The following is a 16,366-nucleotide window of genomic DNA, read 5'->3' on the forward strand; positions in this document are numbered from 1 at the left end:
ATCATGCCCCGCACCGGACCGATCCGGTCAGCGACCGTGCGGTCAGTCGTGGTCGTACACGGTGACCGCCACCCCGGCACCGGCCAGCCGTGTCTCGATCAGCGGCTCGACCTTCGACCAGCGCCCGCCCGCCAGCCCGCACCCGATCCGGGGCATGTGGACGGACGCGCCGAGCTCCACCACCTGCGGCGCGAGCCGCCCGAGCGCGGCGTCGATCGCCTCGTACCGGACCGGGACACCTTGGGACCGGCTGGTCCTGATGCCTCGTTGACCGACCAGGTTGGCCACCCACACGTACCGCTCGACCTGCACCAACTGCACCGCCCCGAGCCCGAAGTCATTGCCCGCCCGCTCCCGGTGCCACCGCCGGAACGCCGCCTCCGGCTCCGGCCAGCGCTTCGACAGGGCCAGCACGAAGCCCTTCCCCCAGCCGCCAAGGTCGTTGCAGACGTGGGCGATCACCTTGACGCCCTTGCCCTGCGGCGCGGTGGCGTCCCCACGCACGTAGTTGATCGAATCCCCCATCCGCGCAGCGTAACCGCCACCTCCGACAGCCCCACACCGAATATCGGTCACCGGCCGGCGAACGACCTGGCCTTGTCGAGGGCCACCGGGCCGTGGCCACGAGATGGCTCTGACCCCAGGGCCGCAGCAGCCCTCAGTTAACCCTTTGCCGAGGAACCGATAGGCCAGTTAAGTTCTCCCAGCCGTCCATGTCGTTGATCCGGACCGGCGCTGTCGACGAGGAGGTGTGGAGCACATGCGCAGGAGTGCCCAGCAGTTGAGCCCGCGTACTGACCTTTGCCACCTCCTCACGACGGAGACACCTTGTCGTTTCGTATCACCCCACTGACCGACCCCGCTCGCGGTGCACACAGCCGACGCCTTGCATGGTTGGCGTCCAACGCCGATTCCATCCCCGTCGGGACGGCCTTTCTGCGCCTGTTCGATGGCGGACAAGCGCACCTGGCCGAACTGACCCTCCACGTTCACCCCGTGGAGCGCCGCAAGGGTGTCGGCTCCCGGCTCCTCGACACGGCCGTGGCCGCCGCCCGGGACAACGCCCGACGCTGCGTCAGCGCGCAGGCCCAGGCCGGATCGCCCGGCGACCACTTCCTGCCGGCCCACGGCTTCCGCAAGGTGCTCACCCTGAGGTTCGCCCGCTTGCCACTGGCCGACGTGGACCCCACCGCCCTCGCCGAGATCATCGAGCGTCCGCACCCCGGCTACCGGCTGGCGTCATGGCAGGGAACCGTCCCTGACGCCCTCGCCCAGACGTTCGCCGCCTCACGCCGGGCCATGGACGACATGCCCATGGAAGACACCGACTACGGCACCGTGGCCTGGGACGTGGACCGGGTCCGGGCCGCAGCGAAGGCCGTTCAAGACCGCGGAGACCAGCTGCACACGGTCGTCGCCATCGACACGACCGACGACTCGATCGCCGGGTTCACCGAACTCGTCGTCCCCGGCAACGGCACGGGTGATGGCCAGCACTACGGCACCGGCGTGCTGCCCGAGCACCGCGGACACGGTCTCGGCCGATGGATGAAGGCTGAGTCGATCCGACAAGCCCACGGGCGCCATCCAGACCTCGGCAGCCTCCTGACCGACACCGCCGACAGCAACACGCACATGAGACGCATCAGCGACAGCCTCGGCTACGTGCCCACGCACACGACACTGCAGTATCAGCTCGACCTGTAGAGACGAGCTGACGGGCTCGTCCGGCCGAGCTGACGGGCCGGACCTGGGCATCACCTCGTCCGGCCCGTCAGCGGTCCCGCACCGGCCGCACGCAACCGGCTGCGGCCTCGACCCTCGTGCAGTCCCCCCCGGCGGCCATCCGTGCCTGGGCCAACTCTGCGATCAGCAAACCGAGTCGACGGCGCTGGAGGCTGGTGTTGCTCTGACACCGGGTCAACCTGAGCTCGGGACGGCGGAGAGCAGGGCCGCGGCGGCTCGGTCGAAGGGCGCGATGCTACCCGCAGCGCGACACAGGATGTGGGCGCCCTCGAGCGTGACGATCATGAGGGTGGCCAGATCGGCGGCCTGGGCTGAACCCATTCCCGCCTGGGTGAGTTTTCCGGTGAGCTCGCCCACCCAGCCGGTGAACGCTTCGGCGGCGACAGTGCGCAGCCTGCTCTGGTCGGCGATAGCCGCACCGCCGTCGACGGTGACCGCCGCGACCGCGCAGCCGCCGCCCTCGGCGGACGCCTGCACCACGGGGCGGATGTTGCCGAGGAACGCCTCCACGACTTCGCGTGGCGTGTGCGCCGGCAGTGCGTGCAGGTGACCCCGGACGTCCTCCGCATTGCGGCTGGCGGCTTCGAGCGCGAGTTGCTGCTTGCCACCGGGGAAATGGTGATAGATCGCCCCGCGCGCGGCACCGCTCTCTGCCAGGACGTCGGTGAAGGACATCGCGGCCAGGCCGTGGCGTTGCAGCAGCCCGATCGCTGCGCTGATCATGCGGGCCTTCGTGTCCGTGGCCATCGCAACCCCCTTGACTAGTACGGCCATCCTACTCCATGCTCGCATTTCTAGGATGCACGTACTACTAACGCGGGCCGGGCAGGCCCCGTAACCGGAGGTTCGTGATGGGCAAGACGTTTCTCTACACCGAGATCCAGGCTGCAGTGCCGTTCGAGCAGTTCGACTGGCACCAGGTCAACGCTGCACTGAAGACCGCGCCGGGTCTGATCCGCAAGACGTGGCTGTCCGGGATCGACACCCACACCATCGGTGGCTTCTACGAGTTCGACAGCGCCGAGAACGCCCTGGCCTTCGCCCAGGGCCCCTTCGCCGAAGAAGCCCGCCGGGCCGGAGCCCCGGCAACGACACGACTGTTCGACGGCGACATCGTCAAGGACGCCAGCATCGACCTGAACTCGCCCTACTACGCCTGACGCAGCAGCTCGCCACCGAGTCGGCTCTGGAAACCGCCTCGCTCCACTGCCGGGGCGAGGCGGCCCCAACGGAAAGTCATCTCGATGAACATCACGCGGCACCCCGAGGACAGCGTGAGCTGGATCGACCTCGGCACCCCCGACATGGAGACGACGACGGCGTTCTACACCGCGCTGTTCGGCTGGATCGTCGCCCCACCGGACCCCAACGGCTACAGGCTCTGCACACTGCGCGGACAACTCGTCGCCGCCTTGGGGCCGGCCGAGGACCCCGGCGCACCCTACTGGACGATCAACGTCACCGTGTCGGACATCCAGACCACCGCCACCCGCTTCACCAGCCTGGGCGCCCAGATCATCGTGGGCCCCACCCAGGTCGGGATGCTCGGCCACGCCGCCGTCGCCCTCGACCCCGTCGGCGCACCAATCTCACTGTGGCAGCCCGGCACCCACACCGGCATGCAACTGACCCACGAACCAGGCACCTTCGCCGGCATCAGCCTGCTCACCGACCACCCCGAGCATGCCGCCGCCTTCTACCGACCAGCCCTGCACTGGAGCTCCGACCCCGAGCACACCGAGTTCCGGTTGCCGGACAACTCCACCGCCGCCACCAGCCCGCCACCAGGCAGACCAACGGCGCAGCGATCACTCTGGCTGGTCAGTTTCGCCAGCAACAGACCCGATGCCGACGCCGAGCAGGCCCGGCAGCTCGGTGCGACCTCAGTCCGTCAGGACTCCAACGGAGACGTGGTCCTACGCGATCCCACCGGTGCTCTGTTCGGCCTTACCCAGCACATCCGATAGCTCCGGACCCCGTATCTCAGCCGGTCAGCGGTGCCAAATAGTCAGTTCGGTTCGATACCAGTCGAGTTGGGCCGCATCCTGGTCTCTTTCGGAGGAACGACCGGCCTGCACGGCCCGACGTGCTACGTTCCGTGCCCTAACCGAAGACAGGTGACCCCGGCGGTGCGACAACACCCCGGGGTCCGGCAACAGGAGCAGAAACTCCCGATGCAAATTCATCGTAGCGCCCACGGGCGCAACTTCACCGTGCTTCCCAACGCACTCCTCCAGGACCGGCGGCTCAGCTACACCGCCCGTGGCCTGCTGGTCGACCTGCTCTCCCGCCCCGACGGACGACGCGAGGACGGCCGACAGATGGCCGACTCCAGCACCCAGGGCCGGGGCACCGTACGCCGAGCGCTCAAGGAGCTGACGACGGCCGGGTACTACCGGGTCGACACCGTACGACTGCCCAACGGCACCGTCCGCTCGGAGGCCCACGTCTTCGACACCCCGCAATCGCCTTCGCTGCCGGGTGTCGCCCCTCCGGGTGCCGGTAAGGCGGATACCGGCCGGGCAGCCACTCCTTCTGTACAGAACCCGGGGAAAGCACCCTCCCTCCCCCGCCACCGAACTGACGACCAGCCAGCCGAAGCCCGGCCCGCCCCCGACGAGTCGGCCCGCACGGCGGCGGACACCCTGCTGCGGGTGGTCCAGCCGGAGCCACGGCTGTGGTTGGGCGAGGCCGAGGCCCTGGCGTTGGCACCGTTGGTGGCACGCTGGGTTGAACGTGGCGGCACAGCAAGCGGTTTGACCCAAGCACTGCTGGAGGGACTACCCGGCACCGTGCACTCACCCGTCGCGATGCTGCGCAGTCGCCTGGAACGCAAAATGCCGCCGCTCCATGCCCCCGCGCAACGGCCGCCGGCCCGGTACGTCGAGTGCGACAGGTGCCACGACCCGGTCCCGCAGCGGGGCGTCTGCCGAACCTGCACGGGCCTCGGCGGCCGAGCGGTCCAGGTCGGCAGCGGTGCGACCGTAGCCCGCAAGGGCGCCGCGCGGGCCCGGGCCGCGATGTGCGACGCCAGGAACTCCCTGACGGCCGGGCTCCGTTCGCCGCTGTCCCCGTCTCCCTGCTGAGCCTGTTCAGTGGCGGGATACGGCAGCGGATCGCCAACCGACCCGAGCAAATCCGATGGCATCGAGAGCTGCCGAACGACAAGACTCCAGCGGTGAACACCCTGCCGCAGTTGCCCGGCCCGCTCCCTCTGCCAGTACAGGACCCGCGCGCCCGCGACCTCGTTCTCGACTATGCGGACATGCACGCCCTGGTTGCCGACCTGGCTCTGCCCGCCGGCGCGTCGATGCACGTCATGAGCGCGATGGAAACCTCCCGCGAGCTGATCCGGCACTCCTTCTACCGGTACGAGTTCGCCACCGTCGCCGTCACGCACTCCCTGTTCGCCCTGGAACACGTCCTTGCCGAGCGTTTGGCGATCAACGAACCGCTCCAGAACCTCAGCCGATGCCGAGGAGGTGGGCGGGCCCGCCGGCCGATACGCGCGGCGGTTGTTCGAAGCCGTGCACGCACTGACCGATGCCGGCCTCTCGCACAGCTCCGTAGCCCGTGAACTCGGCCTGGACCGACGCTCGGTGCGCAAAGTACGCCCATGCCCGCACCTGGCAGGAGGTCATGCGGCGGGCCCCCGGCGCTCGTCCGCTCTTGACCCCTACCTCGACTACCTGCAGCAACGCTGGGACGAGGGCGAACACAACGCGATGATTCTTCATCAGGAACTCCCAGGCAAGGGCTATCTGGGGCACTACCAGCGCGTGAAGATGGCCCTCGCACCCCTCAGGCGCGGCCTGCCCCTGGACGAACCCCGCGAACGGCCGCCTTCCCCACGCGAAACCGCACGCTGGATCATCACTGCCCCCGACCGGCACGGCCCGCAGACCGCCGAGCGTCTGCATCGGCTGCTCGAACACTGTCCGGAACTCCGATTCACCCACGACCTGGTCCGGGACTTCGCCGCCGTACTCGATGCCACTGAACCGGGACAAGCGATATCGCGGCCGTTCGCCCGACCGCGTCCGCTCAGGGGCCGCTACTGGATGCGACGTCCCCGTCCGAATAGTCCCCCATCTCCACGTCGGCGCAGAACATCTCCCAGAACCCGTCGCGCTCGAGGGCTGTCCCGTCGGCGCCGGCAATGAGAGCGCGAAGCTCTTTCGCCACCTCGTACTTGGTCTCTTCGTCGCTGTCCGCGTAGAACGGGAAGCGTGCGATTACGGCGGCGACGCATCGGTTGAAGGCGCCGAGGTCGCTGTTCACGTGACCGGCTACGGCTGACTCAAGCATGGGAAGGTACACCACGTGACCAGTGGCCACGTCGACGCCGATGCGTCCGAACAGGCCACTTGCCGCAAAGGCGACCAGCCCCCGCTCGCCGATGCCTTCAAGAAGCACCAACTCACTCAGCGGTCGGTACTCGTACCCGATCAACTTGCTTGGAACGCCTGTCTCCCCGAGATCGACAGCAACCTGGACGGGCACCTCGGGTGGAGCCTCGATACGGATCAAGGCGAACTCGGGCTTCGGCAAATGCGGCAAGGGCTGGCTCACGGGAAGATCTTCTCCCGACGGACCGTCCGGGAACACCCAGAAGTTCTCACTGAGGCCTTCTCAGCGAAATGATCTCCGCAAAATGGGGCGACCCACCCGTTCTCGGGCGGATCGGACGCGCAGTGCCTGGATGCGAGCAGACTTACTGGTGGTTTCAGAATGAGCTGTGATGGCTCGGGTGCAGGCGCGGCCTGGAGTGTGCCATCCACCGGGGTCGCGCTACCGCCGGGCACGGGCGCGCTGTTCGCCCTGGCAGTGACACGTCAGCGGCACTCGCTATCGTCCAGGCCATGACCTCAAGTGATCGTCTGCTCGACCTGATCCAGACCACCCCGGAGATCGATCTGCTGCTGCGGTCATCGTTCGGCTTCGACATCCACCGGAAGCACTATGGCGATGGATTCAGGCTTGCCTCGGGTGCACAGCTGGAGGTGATCGCCGGGGAGTCCGCTGGCGGGGCGTACTTCCTGTGCGGTGAGCAGAACGGTCGCCGGCCGGTGGTGTTCGCGAGTTCTGAAGGGGAAGGCGGGCTGCTCGCGGAAGACCTGGCGGACGCGCTGGAGATCATCATCGGGCTGGAGTGGCGGGACTGCCTCTCATTCTCGGGCGGTGGCGATGTGGAGGTCATGCAGATCTCCGCTCAACACCTTGAACGGTCCCGTGACAAGAACAACCCGGACATCGACAGCGAAGCTGCCCAGGTGGCCGCAGCCCTGTCGCTGCGGATCGTGCCTGTCACTGACCTGGTCATCCGGTTGCAAGCAGCCGCCTCGAAGACCGAACCGGACTACGTCGTGACCGACGACGACGGGCAGGCGTTCGACCCACCGTTCGGCGAGCACATGGAGCCTCGCCACGGTGGCTGGCGATGAACCCGACCGGCCGCTGCCGCCAGTCGCATCAACACCGCCATCTCGGCCAGTATCTGACAACGCGTCGGGCAGACTCTCCGACGTGTCTGCTGACCTTGTTCCCGACGATCTCTGGGAGCGCATAGCTCCGCTTCTCCCGGCCCGGCCCGCCCGGCGCCATCGCCACCCCGGACGACTGCCGGTATCGGACCGCGTCGCACTGGCCGGCATCGTCTACGTCCTGCGCAAAGGAGTGGCCTGGCGCGATGTGCCCATTCAGGTTGTTGGCTGTTCAGGGGTGACCGCCTGGCGTCGGCTCCGGGACTGGACCGAGGCTGGCGTCTGGCTCCGCTTGCACGAGGCCCTTCTCGCAGAGCTGCGAGCGGCGGGTCTGCTGGAGATGGATGACTCGGCGATCGACGGCTCACACGTCAGGGCGCTCAAAGGGGGGCTCACACCGGGCCTTCGCCTGTCGACCGGGGCCGGCCGGGCAGCAAGCACCACCTGATCGTTGACCGGCACGGCACTCCGCTCGCTGTCACGCTGACCGGCGGCAACCGGCACGACGTCACACAGCTCCTGCCGCTCCTGGATGCGATCCCGCCGATTCGGGGCCTGCGCGGACGCCCGCGCACGCGGCCACGCAGGCTGTTCGCCGACCGGGGCTACGACTTCGACAAGTACCGCCGCCTGCTGTGGAAGCGTGGGATCAAGCCGCTCATCGCCCGTCGTGGCGTCGCCCACGGCTCGGGCCTGGGCAAGACCCGCTGGGTGGTCGAGCGGACCTTCGCCTGGCTCCACCAGTTCAAGCGCCTTCGCATCCGCTACGAGATACGCGCCGACCTCCACCTCGGCCTGCTCCAACTCGCCTGCAGCATCATCTGCTTGAGACGACTCAGAACCTCATTCTGAAACGATCAGTTAGAGCCCCCGGTAGGACAGGTCTCACCACAAGATCATGTTCGTTGCTACCGGAGGCTTCACGTTGGTCACCTAGGTTGCCACGCTCGACGTCCCCGCCACGTGGTGGAGTGCCTGGCCCAGCTGCTGGCCGCCCACCGGCGGCGGATCGGTACGCCGAAAAACTCTCGGGCGCTCGGGCCGTTCCGGCAGGCGGTGCTGGTGCTCCGCTGGATCCGCGAACGCGGGTGCGTGCACTGCCTTGCCCGCGACGCCGACGTGTTCGAGGCGACCGGCTACCGCTACCTGCACGAGGACATCGACGTCCTCGCCGACCAGGCACCCGACCTGCACGAAGTCTTGAACCGATGTCAGCGCGAAGGCATGACACACGTCATCCTCGACGGCACATTGATCGAATCCGACCGCCTGGCCGGCGTCCGCAAGAACGGCAACGACCTGTGGTTCAGCCAGAAGCACAAGGCGTTCGGCGGCAACATCCAGTTCCTGTCCGCCCCGGACAGCACTCCGCTGTGGGTCTTCGAGGTCGAGCCGGGCTCCACCCCCGCCATCGGCGCGGGCATCGGCATCCCCATCCCCATCCCCGTGCGACACCCAAAGGGCAAGTCCGAACGGGCACTTCACGTCGACACCCGCATGTTCAACACCCTGCTGCGGCACGTCCGCGCCCTCGGCGAGCGCGCCGCCGCCGAGCTCAAGCAACGATGGCGCACTCTGCAGCACGTCACGCTCCGCCCCAGCCGGATTGGCGACATCGCCCGCGCCGCCCTCGTGCTCAACGGCATCTGGAAGTGATCACCGCTGAGAATCAGTCGTATGCTCCGCAGCATGCCAAACTCTGAAGAGGCAATCGGGCCAGCGAGTGCGATGCTGATCGAAATGCTGCATCGTGCCGGCGTCAGGGCAGGGTTCGGGCCTTGCCCTGCTGCCGATCTTCAGACGGTGGCCCGGGACCTGCCGTTGTCGGCGGAACTGCGGAACCTCTACGGGACTTCCGGGCCACTCGACACGATCAATATCCCCGCCCCGCTCGGGGGGATCACACTCGCCCCTGCTCGGGACCTGGTGTCCTACCAGTCCTGCTACCGCTGGCACGGCAACGACGGGCACCGCCTGAACGAGTGGCCGGACGAGTGGGTGGTCATCGCCAACCACTCAGGTGATCCGTTCATCGCCGACACCGCAGTGCCGGGCACTCGAGTCGGCATTGCAATCCACGGCACGGGCTCATGGAAGCCGTTCTGGATTGCCCCTACGCCGGCCGACTTCCTCGTGCTGCTGGCTTGCCTCACCCAAGCCTTCGTTGTGGAGCACCTCAACCGCCCCGGTGAGGATGAGGACGACGACGAAAGCTGGCCGCCCACCTATCACGACCGGCTCGCCGCACTCCTGTCCGACCATGCACCTGGAGTCGATGCCACAGCATTCCTGAACTACCTGTGCCAATAACCTCGTTGGCTTCTCACTCGACATGCCGGGGCCCGGTCCGCCGGGTAGGGTCTTCTACCCGCGGACATTGCTCAAAGCATTCATGGACCCTCCACGCCCTTGAGAAAACCTCACTGAGCCCCGCCGAACCATGACGATCTCCGGCTACGAAAATCTTGCCAGCGTCGTGAATGTGCCGAACTGCGCACGCTGATCCGCCGCGTGGCTGACCGGCCGGTGCAGGTCGACCCGCACCATGGTCAATGAGGACGAGCCGCTCTGGATATTCGGATGACAGACGCCGCGTGACCCTGGCAGCATCAGCCGGCCGCATCGACCGGACTGATCACCGGAGGACCGCCACGATCTTTCGTAGCCGACGATCGTCATGGTTCGGCAGGGCTCACTGAGAGTTCAGCGCGGACAGGTACGGTGCCGAACCCACACCGAAGGAGTGTCCGAGCGATGGCAGACCTCAGAGTCACCTACGACAAGACTGCGAACGCAGCGTACGTGTACCTCACCGATCCGCAGGTTCGTAACAAGGTCTCGCGCATGTATCCCTGCGATCCGGTGGCGGTCGGCGGCATGATCAACCTCGACTTCGACGAGCAAGAGCGTCTCATCGGCGTCGAGGTTTTGGCGGCCAGCTCCAAACTGCCCGAGTACCTGCTCGATTCGTCTGAGCGTCTGGACGCCGGAGACGCCTGAACTGGTTGACCAGGAAAGCTGCCTCACGCCACGTCAAGCCGGAAAGACCGCCTGCGGGGCCTGGCCACCGCTCGTCAGCAGAGCCCGGAACGTCTCGAGAACCACCCCGGGCATTCAATCAGTCTCCTCCCCGGCCAGGCACCGGACCCGCTGGGACCCTAACGATCGGCCAGTTGGTCACGCCGCCGGGGAGAGCGGGCGCTGGTCAGGCGTGCAGGTTCACCAGTGCGCCATCCCGCCAGAACACCATGGGCTCTTCGCCTACCGCCCAGACAGGGAACCTGGGCGCCGTGTAGGCAAGGAAGTAGTCCGCGTCCTGTCGAACCGAGCGATCTGCCAGCCGGGAGAGCTCGTCGAGGACATCCCCGTCGACCGGGTAGCCGCCCGCGTAGACATCCTCACAGGTGGGCAGGCCGAGCAGGATCCGCACGTCAACACCGCGGAGCGTCCGCAACGGCAGCGCCTCGATCAGCTCCTCAGTCTGCTTCGAGAAGATCTCCAGTTCCCACATCTGCTTCTTCACCTTGCGACCCTGGTCTGCGGGATTGGTCTGCTCGCCTCGATGGCGTTGGCCGTGCACACGATCCCGTCGATCCCGAACCGCCTCGGCAGAGACACCGTACAGGCCCGGTCCCGGTCTCAACTGACCTGGTCCGATTCGCTCGTCACGTCAGGTGATCCGGATCGTCGAGGCCTGGTCGTCGCTCATCGCGGTGCAGAGGGTCACGACCGAAGGCGTCTCGCGCCCCGGTCCTGTCCGTCACGGCGAAAGGCTACGAGCCCCGTCGGCCTGCGTCGACCGGGTCCGGTCCCGGATGTCGAGCCGGTCTCGTCCGGGCCGCCGAGGATGACCGCTCGTATCCGGTCAGAACGGCTACGGCGTCTGGCCATGGTTCCGGGCGTGCCGTACCGTCACGGCGTGGCGAGGACATTGCGGTTGGCGGTCGCGCAGAGCACGGTGCCGGAAGACCCCACGGATCGAGGTGCGCTGCGGGCGGCCGGGCAGGAGATCCGGGCCCTGATGGTCGAGGCTGCCGGAGCGGGTGCGCGGCTGGTGCAGTTCCCCGAAGGGGCGATCACCTACCCGAGCAAGCACGTGATGGCGGCCGGGCCGACCGGGGAGATGGTTCCGGCCGACTGGAGCCGGGCCGCGTGGGAAGTCCTGCGCGAGGAAGCGGAGTTGGCCACCGCGCTGGCAGGGAAGCTCGGCCTGTGGACGGTGTTCGGATCTCTCCACCCGCTCACGCCACCGAGCCGGCCGCACAACAGCCTCTACGTCGTCTCCGACCACGGCCACCTGGTCGCACGGTACGACAAGCGGTTCCTGTCGCACACCGAGGTCTCGCTCCTGTACTCCCCGGGACGGCACCCGCTCGTCGTCGAGGTGGACGGCATCAGGCTCGGCTTCGCGCTGTGCATCGAAGCCAACTTTCCGGAGGTGTTCGCGGAGTACGAGCGCCTGGACGTCGACTGTGTCCTGCTGTCGGTGATGGTCGACGACGCACCCCGGGCCCGTGTCGCCCAGGCTTACGGGACGCTCCACAACTACTGGCTCGGCTACTCCGTCCCGGCGCAGTTCAGCACCACAGCGCCGTCCGGGATCGTGGCGCCCGGCGGACGATGGCTGGCGTGCTGTCCCGCGGACGGACGTCCCGCCCTGGCAGTCGCGGACATCGACCTCGACTCGCAGGACAGGGACATCGAGATGGCCGTTCGTTACGCCCGCCCATGGCGCCGCTCAGCCCGAGCCGGGCTCTACGACGAGCGGATCCCGGTCGGCGACCCCCGCAGTGACACCCGCACAGCGTTCTGACCGGTGGGGTGCGCCACTACGGCCTTCGCGTCAAGTCCCGGAACTCCTAAGCGGGCTGGCCAACACCGTTCGGGTAGCCGTACTGGGCCGACCGGCCGCCACTGGACGTGACGGTGAAGCCGACGGTGTAGCGGCCGGGCGCCAGGTAGACCTGGGTGCTCAGGTGGATCTTGCCGTCCGGGCCCTCGCCAGCCCCACCGCCGCTGCCGCCGTGCGACACACCGTTGGCGTCGTAGACGGTGAACGAGGCGCCGTTGATGCCCACGGGTGAAGTCGCCTCGATGGCCAGGCTGAGCTACTGCGGCATCTCACTGGCGCGCATCTCGGTCGCGCTCAGTACCGCCGAGGTGGCCACCGGGTCGATGCTGTCCGGCAGTTGGGTGGCCGTCAGGTCGAGGGCGGGGCCACCGTAGGCCGCCCCGTACGCGGCGGAGTTACCCGAGCCGTCCCGGAAGGCGATGCCTGTGACGGTGCAGCTGCGGGGGTAGATCGGCGAGATCCACAGGCGCACCGCGAGCGTGCCGTCGGCCTCCAGTGCGGGTGCCTCGACCGTCTGGTCGCTGCAGTCGCCGGTGGCCAGCACCGTGGCCGAGGCGATGGCCCCGCTCAGTCCGACCGGCTTCAGCCCGACGGTCACCTCGGTGGGAGAGGTCCAGTTGTTGAACACCTTCGGGCTGATCGAGAAGTCGGTCGCCTTCAGCACGGCGTTCCGGGTCAGGTGCAGCGGAGCGAACGCCTGGTTGCGGTACACCGCGACGTTGCCGGTGTTGTCCGTCAGCCGGACCCGGGTGATCTTCCAGTCACCGGTGCCGGCGTTCGCCGGGAGCTCCACGTCGACCTGGCACCGGACCTCCTCGGTGTCACCGTTCGCGGGGCCGGCTCCACACTTGTACTGACGGTTGCTGTCGGCTTCCAGTACGAACCCACCGGTCACGGTGGTGCCGTCCGGCCCACGGACCGTCAGCTCCCCCTTGAGCACTCCGGCCTCGTAGTCGGCGGCGACCACCTCGTAGGAGACGGCCACCGGTCGGCCGTCCACGTACCGGTACTCGGGCTGTCCGTACGTCAGGTACGCGTTCTCCACGCTCGGCCCGGTGGTGTCGGTCAGCTCGGTCGCGGTGAAACTGTTCGGGAAGTCGCCCAGCCGGGACCGGCCGAGCGAGAGCTCGGTACCCCGATCGTCGGCGGCGGTCAGACCCACCACCGCCCAGGTGGCGTTGGCCACGGCCGCGTAGCGCGGCACCGGGAAGGCGTAGCGGTAGGTCGCCGACTGCGCCGTCCCCGAGACCACGGTGGCCCTGGTGTCCCACTTCCGCTGGAACGCGAAGCTCACCGGGTACCCCCGCCCGATCGGGCGGCCGTCCGGATCGACCTGCTGGATCACCACGTTGCCAAGGACGTTGGTGGCGGCCTGCTCGGTGTCGGTCACGGTCCACTCCACCGTCGCCCGGGCACTACCCGAGGTGGCGTCCACCGACGGCTGGGCGAAGGCGAGCGCGGTGAGCGCGAGGCGCGGCTTCGGCGTCGCCTCCGCCCCGGTGGCCGTACCGCCCACCAGCAGTGCGCCGGCCAGCAGGCCGGTCACCCCCCGGCCGACGGCTGTTGCTGTGGAAAGTCCCATCTGTTTCCCCCTGGATGTCTGCGTACCGTCGAGTGCGACGGCTGGGCGATGCTGACATGACCACGGGGCCCTCACAACTGCATTACCGGACCGGCTCATCCTCCCAGTTCAGCAGCACGGTTGGGGGTCGGACAGCGGTGTGCCACCCGGCCCCGGCCCCTGCGATCCTTCGTCAACAGTCAAGGATCTCTGCGCCGTTGTTGTCCCTGGCCACGTCGTCACGCACCGGCCGACGCCCGGAATGTGCCGGCCCTGCGCTGACGAGGCCTGGGGCAGGCGGTCGAAGGCTCGGTGTCCGAGGTGGAGGTGAGGTCGATCGACTGTCGGGGCCGCCTGGTTGGATTCGCGCATGACGGATTGGTCGCTGCTCACCCACGCCTACGGCTCTGCCGAGGACATACCGGTCCTGCTGAACCAGATCGAGGCTGATCCGAGTTTCGAGCGCTGGGACGATCTCTGGTCGCCCCTGTGTCACCAGGGGACTGTGTACCCGGCCAGCTTCGCGGCACTGCCCTGGCTGGCGGCGATGGCCCTCGCCGACGATCAGAGTGAGCGGTTGCGCGCGCTGGTCCTGGCCGGCGCCATCGTGGCCGGGGCGGACCAGACCCACGGGGCCGGCGATGTCCGCGCGAAGTACGCCCCGGAGATCGCCGACCTGCTCAGGGTGGCGAACGAGCACCGGTCAACGGTGTCCGACCGCACCGGCTACGGCTACCTGCTCCAAGCAATCCTTGGTTTCGAGGGTGACCCGGTCTGGAGCGGAAACCTGACGTGGGGGCTCGAGAACAAGGCGTACGACGTCTCCTGCCCAGGGTGCGAGGCATACCTGTCCGTCGAATTCGGGGACGACGGCTACTTCTCCACCCGTCGCGAGGACAACTCGCGCATCGCCTTCAACAGCGACGGAGGTTTCTCCCTCAGCGGCGACTGCCCACTGGGAGACGACGCGGAGAAGGCACCACTGCAACCGGCTCGGCCTGGTGACCTGCACGGAATCGGCCGCCGCCTCCATGCGGCCGCTCTCGCGGACGGCCAGCGCGAGACCGCCGCCACGCTGACCTACGTGTTCGGAAGCGCCCGGTGCACCGCTTGCAGCGCGGACTTCTGCGTAGCACGTCGCAGTGGTGCAGAAGCATCATGCCGAACGACCGGACGTCACCGCAGCCTCAGGAAGCCGGTCACTCCGGGCGGCGCAGCACCACAGCAGCTTCAGCTAGTGCCGTGACCGCAGAGGTTCGCCGGGTTGCCGGTTGGGACGGGTGGCCCGGTGCGCTCTCGCCGCGGTAGGGGCACGATCATCAGCCTGGCCGCGGCTGAAGCCGATCCGCTCGTCTCACCGCGGTGTGCTGTCCGAGCGCCACGTGGTGAGACGAGGGTGCCCCGGCAGTTCGCCGCGGCCGGTGGCCCACAACAGGGTGAGCCAGGGATCCGCGCCGCCCGGAGCCTCTGGGAACAGACGGGCGAGCACACGCGAGCAGAGAGCGGAGGGCGGGGTCCAGGCAAGCCCGAAGCCTTCCGCCAGATCGTGCATGTGTACCAGCATCTCTTGCACCCCCAGCGCCGCGAAGCCTTCGGGGTCCGACACCCCGGCGGCATGGTGGGCGCGGACCCGGGGCGGCGTCGTACGCACCATGGCGACCAGCAGCGCGCCGCACGCCTCCAGCACCTGCACCAGGCCGGCCGGACCCGCATCACGATCCGCGTAGACGAAGACCATCGGTCCGTCCGGCCTCTTCCGACTCAACGCGAAAGGCACATGGGTGTCCAGTGGCGGGCTCTGAGGCCCCAACTGCACGGCGTAGTAGAACAGGTCGTTGGCAAGGTGCTCGACGGTCTCCCAGCAGTCCCACGCCAGCGAACCGGCCTTACCGCCCCACCCCTCCGGGGGTGCGTCCCGAAGGATGCCCACGGCGAGCCGTACTGCAAGGTCGACGTCGTCCGCGGTGACGGGAGACAAGACTGATCCGGTTTCGACTGATCGAGACATGGCAGCACCGTATCGCGAGGAAAGAGGCCAACCCCTTCCAGCTAGTGCTGTGATCGGAACCGATCACCGGGTTGCGACCTCACGCTGCGGTGGCAAGTGGTCGTCCGTCCCAGCGGATGCCGTTCTCGCCGCGGATACGGGCGCGTTCGCGTCGCTGGGCGGCCAGGACATCGGGATGGCGGGCGTTCTGGTTGCGCCAGCGCAGGTAGCGGTGCAACTCCCGTGTCCGGCCGGTGTGGTTGGGGTGGTTCGAGTTGGCGAGGCCAACTGTCGGAGCGGTCCAAAGTGCGCCTCGATCGGGTTCACCCAGGACGCGTTCGTCGGGGTGAAGCACAGCTCGACTGCCGCGCTCCGCGCCCCGGTCGAACGACCGGCGGCCCGGTACGCCGAGTGCGACAGGTGCGGATGCGGGCCGCGGAGCTGTTCGAGCAAGGGACCAGGCCGTCGGAGGTGGCACAGCTTCTGCGGGTGAGCCGGAAGTCGGCCTACCGGTGGCAGGAGTTGTGGCGGGGTGGCGGTGTGGGGGCGCTGGCCTCCCGTGGCCCGGGTGGGTCGAGGTGCCGTCTGTCGCCGCGGTGTCTGGAGAAATTGGCCGTATTCCTGGAGGAGGGTCCGGCCGCGCATGGCTGGGTGGAGGACCAGGGGTGGACCGCGGCGCGGGTGGCCTGCGGGGGCTACATCTGCTTCGAGGACGAGGCAGGCTTCACCCGCCGTCC

The 16,366-nt window shown here is 68.1% G+C and carries 19 protein-coding genes and 2 pseudogenes; 13 read left to right on the forward strand and 8 right to left on the reverse strand.

The window, feature by feature from the left end; all coding sequences use genetic code 11:
- Window positions 1-42: 42 nt before the first annotated feature.
- Window positions 43-525 (reverse strand): macro domain-containing protein, encoded by a 483-nt coding sequence (locus ASC99_RS22085; protein ID WP_057234743.1) that lies wholly within the window; start codon window positions 523-525, stop codon window positions 43-45.
- Window positions 526-828: 303 nt separating this feature from the next.
- Here ASC99_RS22085 and ASC99_RS22090 point away from each other — a divergent pair, with 303 nt between their 5' ends.
- Window positions 829-1,707: a GNAT family N-acetyltransferase gene (locus ASC99_RS22090; RefSeq protein WP_057234745.1), complete on the forward strand. Its 879-nt coding sequence runs from the start codon at window positions 829-831 to the stop codon at window positions 1,705-1,707.
- 213 nt (window positions 1,708-1,920) lie between these two features.
- On the opposite strand, the gene ASC99_RS22095 is transcribed toward ASC99_RS22090, so the two are convergent.
- Complete coding sequence (locus ASC99_RS22095) at window positions 1,921-2,493, reverse strand: TetR/AcrR family transcriptional regulator (protein ID WP_057234747.1); 573 nt, start codon at window positions 2,491-2,493, stop codon at window positions 1,921-1,923.
- A 104-nt stretch (window positions 2,494-2,597) separates the two neighbouring features.
- Between ASC99_RS22095 and ASC99_RS22100 the strand changes: the two genes are divergently transcribed.
- From ASC99_RS22100 to ASC99_RS38795, 4 genes are all read left to right on the forward strand, one after another.
- Window positions 2,598-2,906 carry a hypothetical protein gene (locus ASC99_RS22100; RefSeq protein ID WP_057234749.1) on the forward strand — a complete coding sequence of 103 codons (309 nt, stop codon included), beginning with the start codon at window positions 2,598-2,600 and terminating at the stop codon, window positions 2,904-2,906.
- An 84-nt stretch (window positions 2,907-2,990) separates the two neighbouring features.
- Entirely contained in the window at window positions 2,991-3,713 is a 723-nt protein-coding gene (locus ASC99_RS22105; RefSeq protein WP_162257908.1) for a VOC family protein, read from the forward strand.
- 207 nt (window positions 3,714-3,920) lie between these two features.
- On the forward strand, window positions 3,921-4,832 hold the full coding sequence (locus tag ASC99_RS22110) for a hypothetical protein (RefSeq protein ID WP_057234752.1): 912 nt from the start codon (window positions 3,921-3,923) through the stop codon (window positions 4,830-4,832).
- 92 nt (window positions 4,833-4,924) lie between these two features.
- Window positions 4,925-5,323, forward strand: coding sequence for a hypothetical protein (locus tag ASC99_RS38795; protein ID WP_235502711.1), 399 nt, complete (start codon window positions 4,925-4,927; stop codon window positions 5,321-5,323).
- A gap of 467 nt (window positions 5,324-5,790) precedes the next feature.
- Here ASC99_RS38795 and ASC99_RS22120 read toward each other — a convergent pair whose 3' ends face one another.
- Window positions 5,791-6,318: an SUKH-4 family immunity protein gene (locus ASC99_RS22120; RefSeq protein ID WP_057234756.1), complete on the reverse strand. Its 528-nt coding sequence runs from the start codon at window positions 6,316-6,318 to the stop codon at window positions 5,791-5,793.
- 290 nt (window positions 6,319-6,608) lie between these two features.
- Here ASC99_RS22120 and ASC99_RS22125 point away from each other — a divergent pair, with 290 nt between their 5' ends.
- The 5 genes and pseudogenes from ASC99_RS22125 (at window position 6,609) to ASC99_RS22150 (ending at window position 10,229) form a co-directional block, all read left to right on the forward strand.
- Window positions 6,609-7,190 carry a hypothetical protein gene (locus ASC99_RS22125; protein ID WP_057234758.1) on the forward strand — a complete coding sequence of 194 codons (582 nt, stop codon included), beginning with the start codon at window positions 6,609-6,611 and terminating at the stop codon, window positions 7,188-7,190.
- An 82-nt stretch (window positions 7,191-7,272) separates the two neighbouring features.
- Window positions 7,273-8,081 (forward strand): IS5 family transposase gene (locus tag ASC99_RS37510; RefSeq protein ID WP_162257909.1). Its coding sequence is split into 2 segments (ribosomal slippage): window positions 7,273-7,612 and window positions 7,612-8,081, totalling 810 coding nucleotides; the frame shifts between segments, so codons are not numbered across the junction.
- A gap of 88 nt (window positions 8,082-8,169) precedes the next feature.
- Window positions 8,170-8,885 (forward strand): annotated as a pseudogene (locus tag ASC99_RS22140) (IS5/IS1182 family transposase); the annotation flags it as partial.
- A 21-nt stretch (window positions 8,886-8,906) separates the two neighbouring features.
- Window positions 8,907-9,539, forward strand: a complete 633-nt coding sequence (locus tag ASC99_RS22145) for an SMI1/KNR4 family protein (RefSeq protein WP_157531679.1) — start codon at window positions 8,907-8,909, stop codon at window positions 9,537-9,539.
- A 444-nt stretch (window positions 9,540-9,983) separates the two neighbouring features.
- Window positions 9,984-10,229 (forward strand): DUF2283 domain-containing protein, encoded by a 246-nt coding sequence (locus ASC99_RS22150; protein ID WP_057234764.1) that lies wholly within the window; start codon window positions 9,984-9,986, stop codon window positions 10,227-10,229.
- Between the two features lie 205 nt (window positions 10,230-10,434).
- Here ASC99_RS22150 and ASC99_RS22155 read toward each other — a convergent pair whose 3' ends face one another.
- Window positions 10,435-10,752, reverse strand: coding sequence for a hypothetical protein (locus ASC99_RS22155; protein WP_157531680.1), 318 nt, complete (start codon window positions 10,750-10,752; stop codon window positions 10,435-10,437).
- A 378-nt stretch (window positions 10,753-11,130) separates the two neighbouring features.
- Between ASC99_RS22155 and ASC99_RS22160 the strand changes: the two genes are divergently transcribed.
- Complete coding sequence (locus tag ASC99_RS22160) at window positions 11,131-12,042, forward strand: carbon-nitrogen hydrolase family protein (protein ID WP_235502712.1); 912 nt, start codon at window positions 11,131-11,133, stop codon at window positions 12,040-12,042.
- Between the two features lie 46 nt (window positions 12,043-12,088).
- Here ASC99_RS22160 and ASC99_RS22165 read toward each other — a convergent pair whose 3' ends face one another.
- Window positions 12,089-12,307, reverse strand: a complete 219-nt coding sequence (locus tag ASC99_RS22165) for a hypothetical protein (RefSeq protein WP_057234767.1) — start codon at window positions 12,305-12,307, stop codon at window positions 12,089-12,091.
- Window positions 12,308-12,337: 30 nt separating this feature from the next.
- Entirely contained in the window at window positions 12,338-13,663 is a 1,326-nt protein-coding gene (locus ASC99_RS22170) for a hypothetical protein (protein WP_157531681.1), read from the reverse strand.
- Between the two features lie 337 nt (window positions 13,664-14,000).
- On the opposite strand from ASC99_RS22170, the gene ASC99_RS22175 reads away from it, so the two are divergent.
- Window positions 14,001-14,888, forward strand: a complete 888-nt coding sequence (locus tag ASC99_RS22175) for a hypothetical protein (RefSeq protein ID WP_157531682.1) — start codon at window positions 14,001-14,003, stop codon at window positions 14,886-14,888.
- Between the two features lie 108 nt (window positions 14,889-14,996).
- Here ASC99_RS22175 and ASC99_RS22180 read toward each other — a convergent pair whose 3' ends face one another.
- On the reverse strand, window positions 14,997-15,650 hold the full coding sequence (locus ASC99_RS22180) for a hypothetical protein (RefSeq protein ID WP_057234773.1): 654 nt from the start codon (window positions 15,648-15,650) through the stop codon (window positions 14,997-14,999).
- A gap of 79 nt (window positions 15,651-15,729) precedes the next feature.
- Window positions 15,730-15,995, reverse strand: a pseudogene (locus ASC99_RS37515) (IS630 family transposase); the annotation flags it as partial.
- Between the two features lie 60 nt (window positions 15,996-16,055).
- On the opposite strand from ASC99_RS37515, the gene ASC99_RS22185 reads away from it, so the two are divergent.
- Window positions 16,056-16,366 (forward strand): helix-turn-helix domain-containing protein (locus tag ASC99_RS22185; protein ID WP_157531683.1); only part of this gene is annotated, 311 nt, incomplete at its 3' end.

It is taken from the genome of Kitasatospora sp. Root107 (assembly GCF_001424875.1).
In the GTDB taxonomy this organism is placed as follows: domain Bacteria; phylum Actinomycetota; class Actinomycetes; order Streptomycetales; family Streptomycetaceae; genus Kitasatospora.

What these genes read in the sequence shown, in the direction of transcription:
- ASC99_RS22105 (WP_162257908.1), top strand. Translation starts at nt 2,991, where the DNA reads ATGAACATCACGCGGCACCCCGAGGACAGCGTGAGCTGGATCGACCTC.
- ASC99_RS22145 (WP_157531679.1), top strand. Translation starts at nt 8,907, where the DNA reads ATGCTCCGCAGCATGCCAAACTCTGAAGAGGCAATCGGGCCAGCGAGT.
- ASC99_RS22170 (WP_157531681.1), bottom strand. Translation starts at nt 13,663, where the DNA reads ATGGGACTTTCCACAGCAACAGCCGTCGGCCGGGGGGTGACCGGCCTG.
- ASC99_RS22110 (WP_057234752.1), top strand. Translation starts at nt 3,921, where the DNA reads ATGCAAATTCATCGTAGCGCCCACGGGCGCAACTTCACCGTGCTTCCC.
- ASC99_RS22100 (WP_057234749.1), top strand. Translation starts at nt 2,598, where the DNA reads ATGGGCAAGACGTTTCTCTACACCGAGATCCAGGCTGCAGTGCCGTTC.
- ASC99_RS22180 (WP_057234773.1), bottom strand. Translation starts at nt 15,650, where the DNA reads ATGTCTCGATCAGTCGAAACCGGATCAGTCTTGTCTCCCGTCACCGCG.
- ASC99_RS22095 (WP_057234747.1), bottom strand. Translation starts at nt 2,493, where the DNA reads ATGGCCACGGACACGAAGGCCCGCATGATCAGCGCAGCGATCGGGCTG.
- ASC99_RS22125 (WP_057234758.1), top strand. Translation starts at nt 6,609, where the DNA reads ATGACCTCAAGTGATCGTCTGCTCGACCTGATCCAGACCACCCCGGAG.
- ASC99_RS22150 (WP_057234764.1), top strand. Translation starts at nt 9,984, where the DNA reads ATGGCAGACCTCAGAGTCACCTACGACAAGACTGCGAACGCAGCGTAC.
- ASC99_RS22085 (WP_057234743.1), bottom strand. Translation starts at nt 525, where the DNA reads ATGGGGGATTCGATCAACTACGTGCGTGGGGACGCCACCGCGCCGCAG.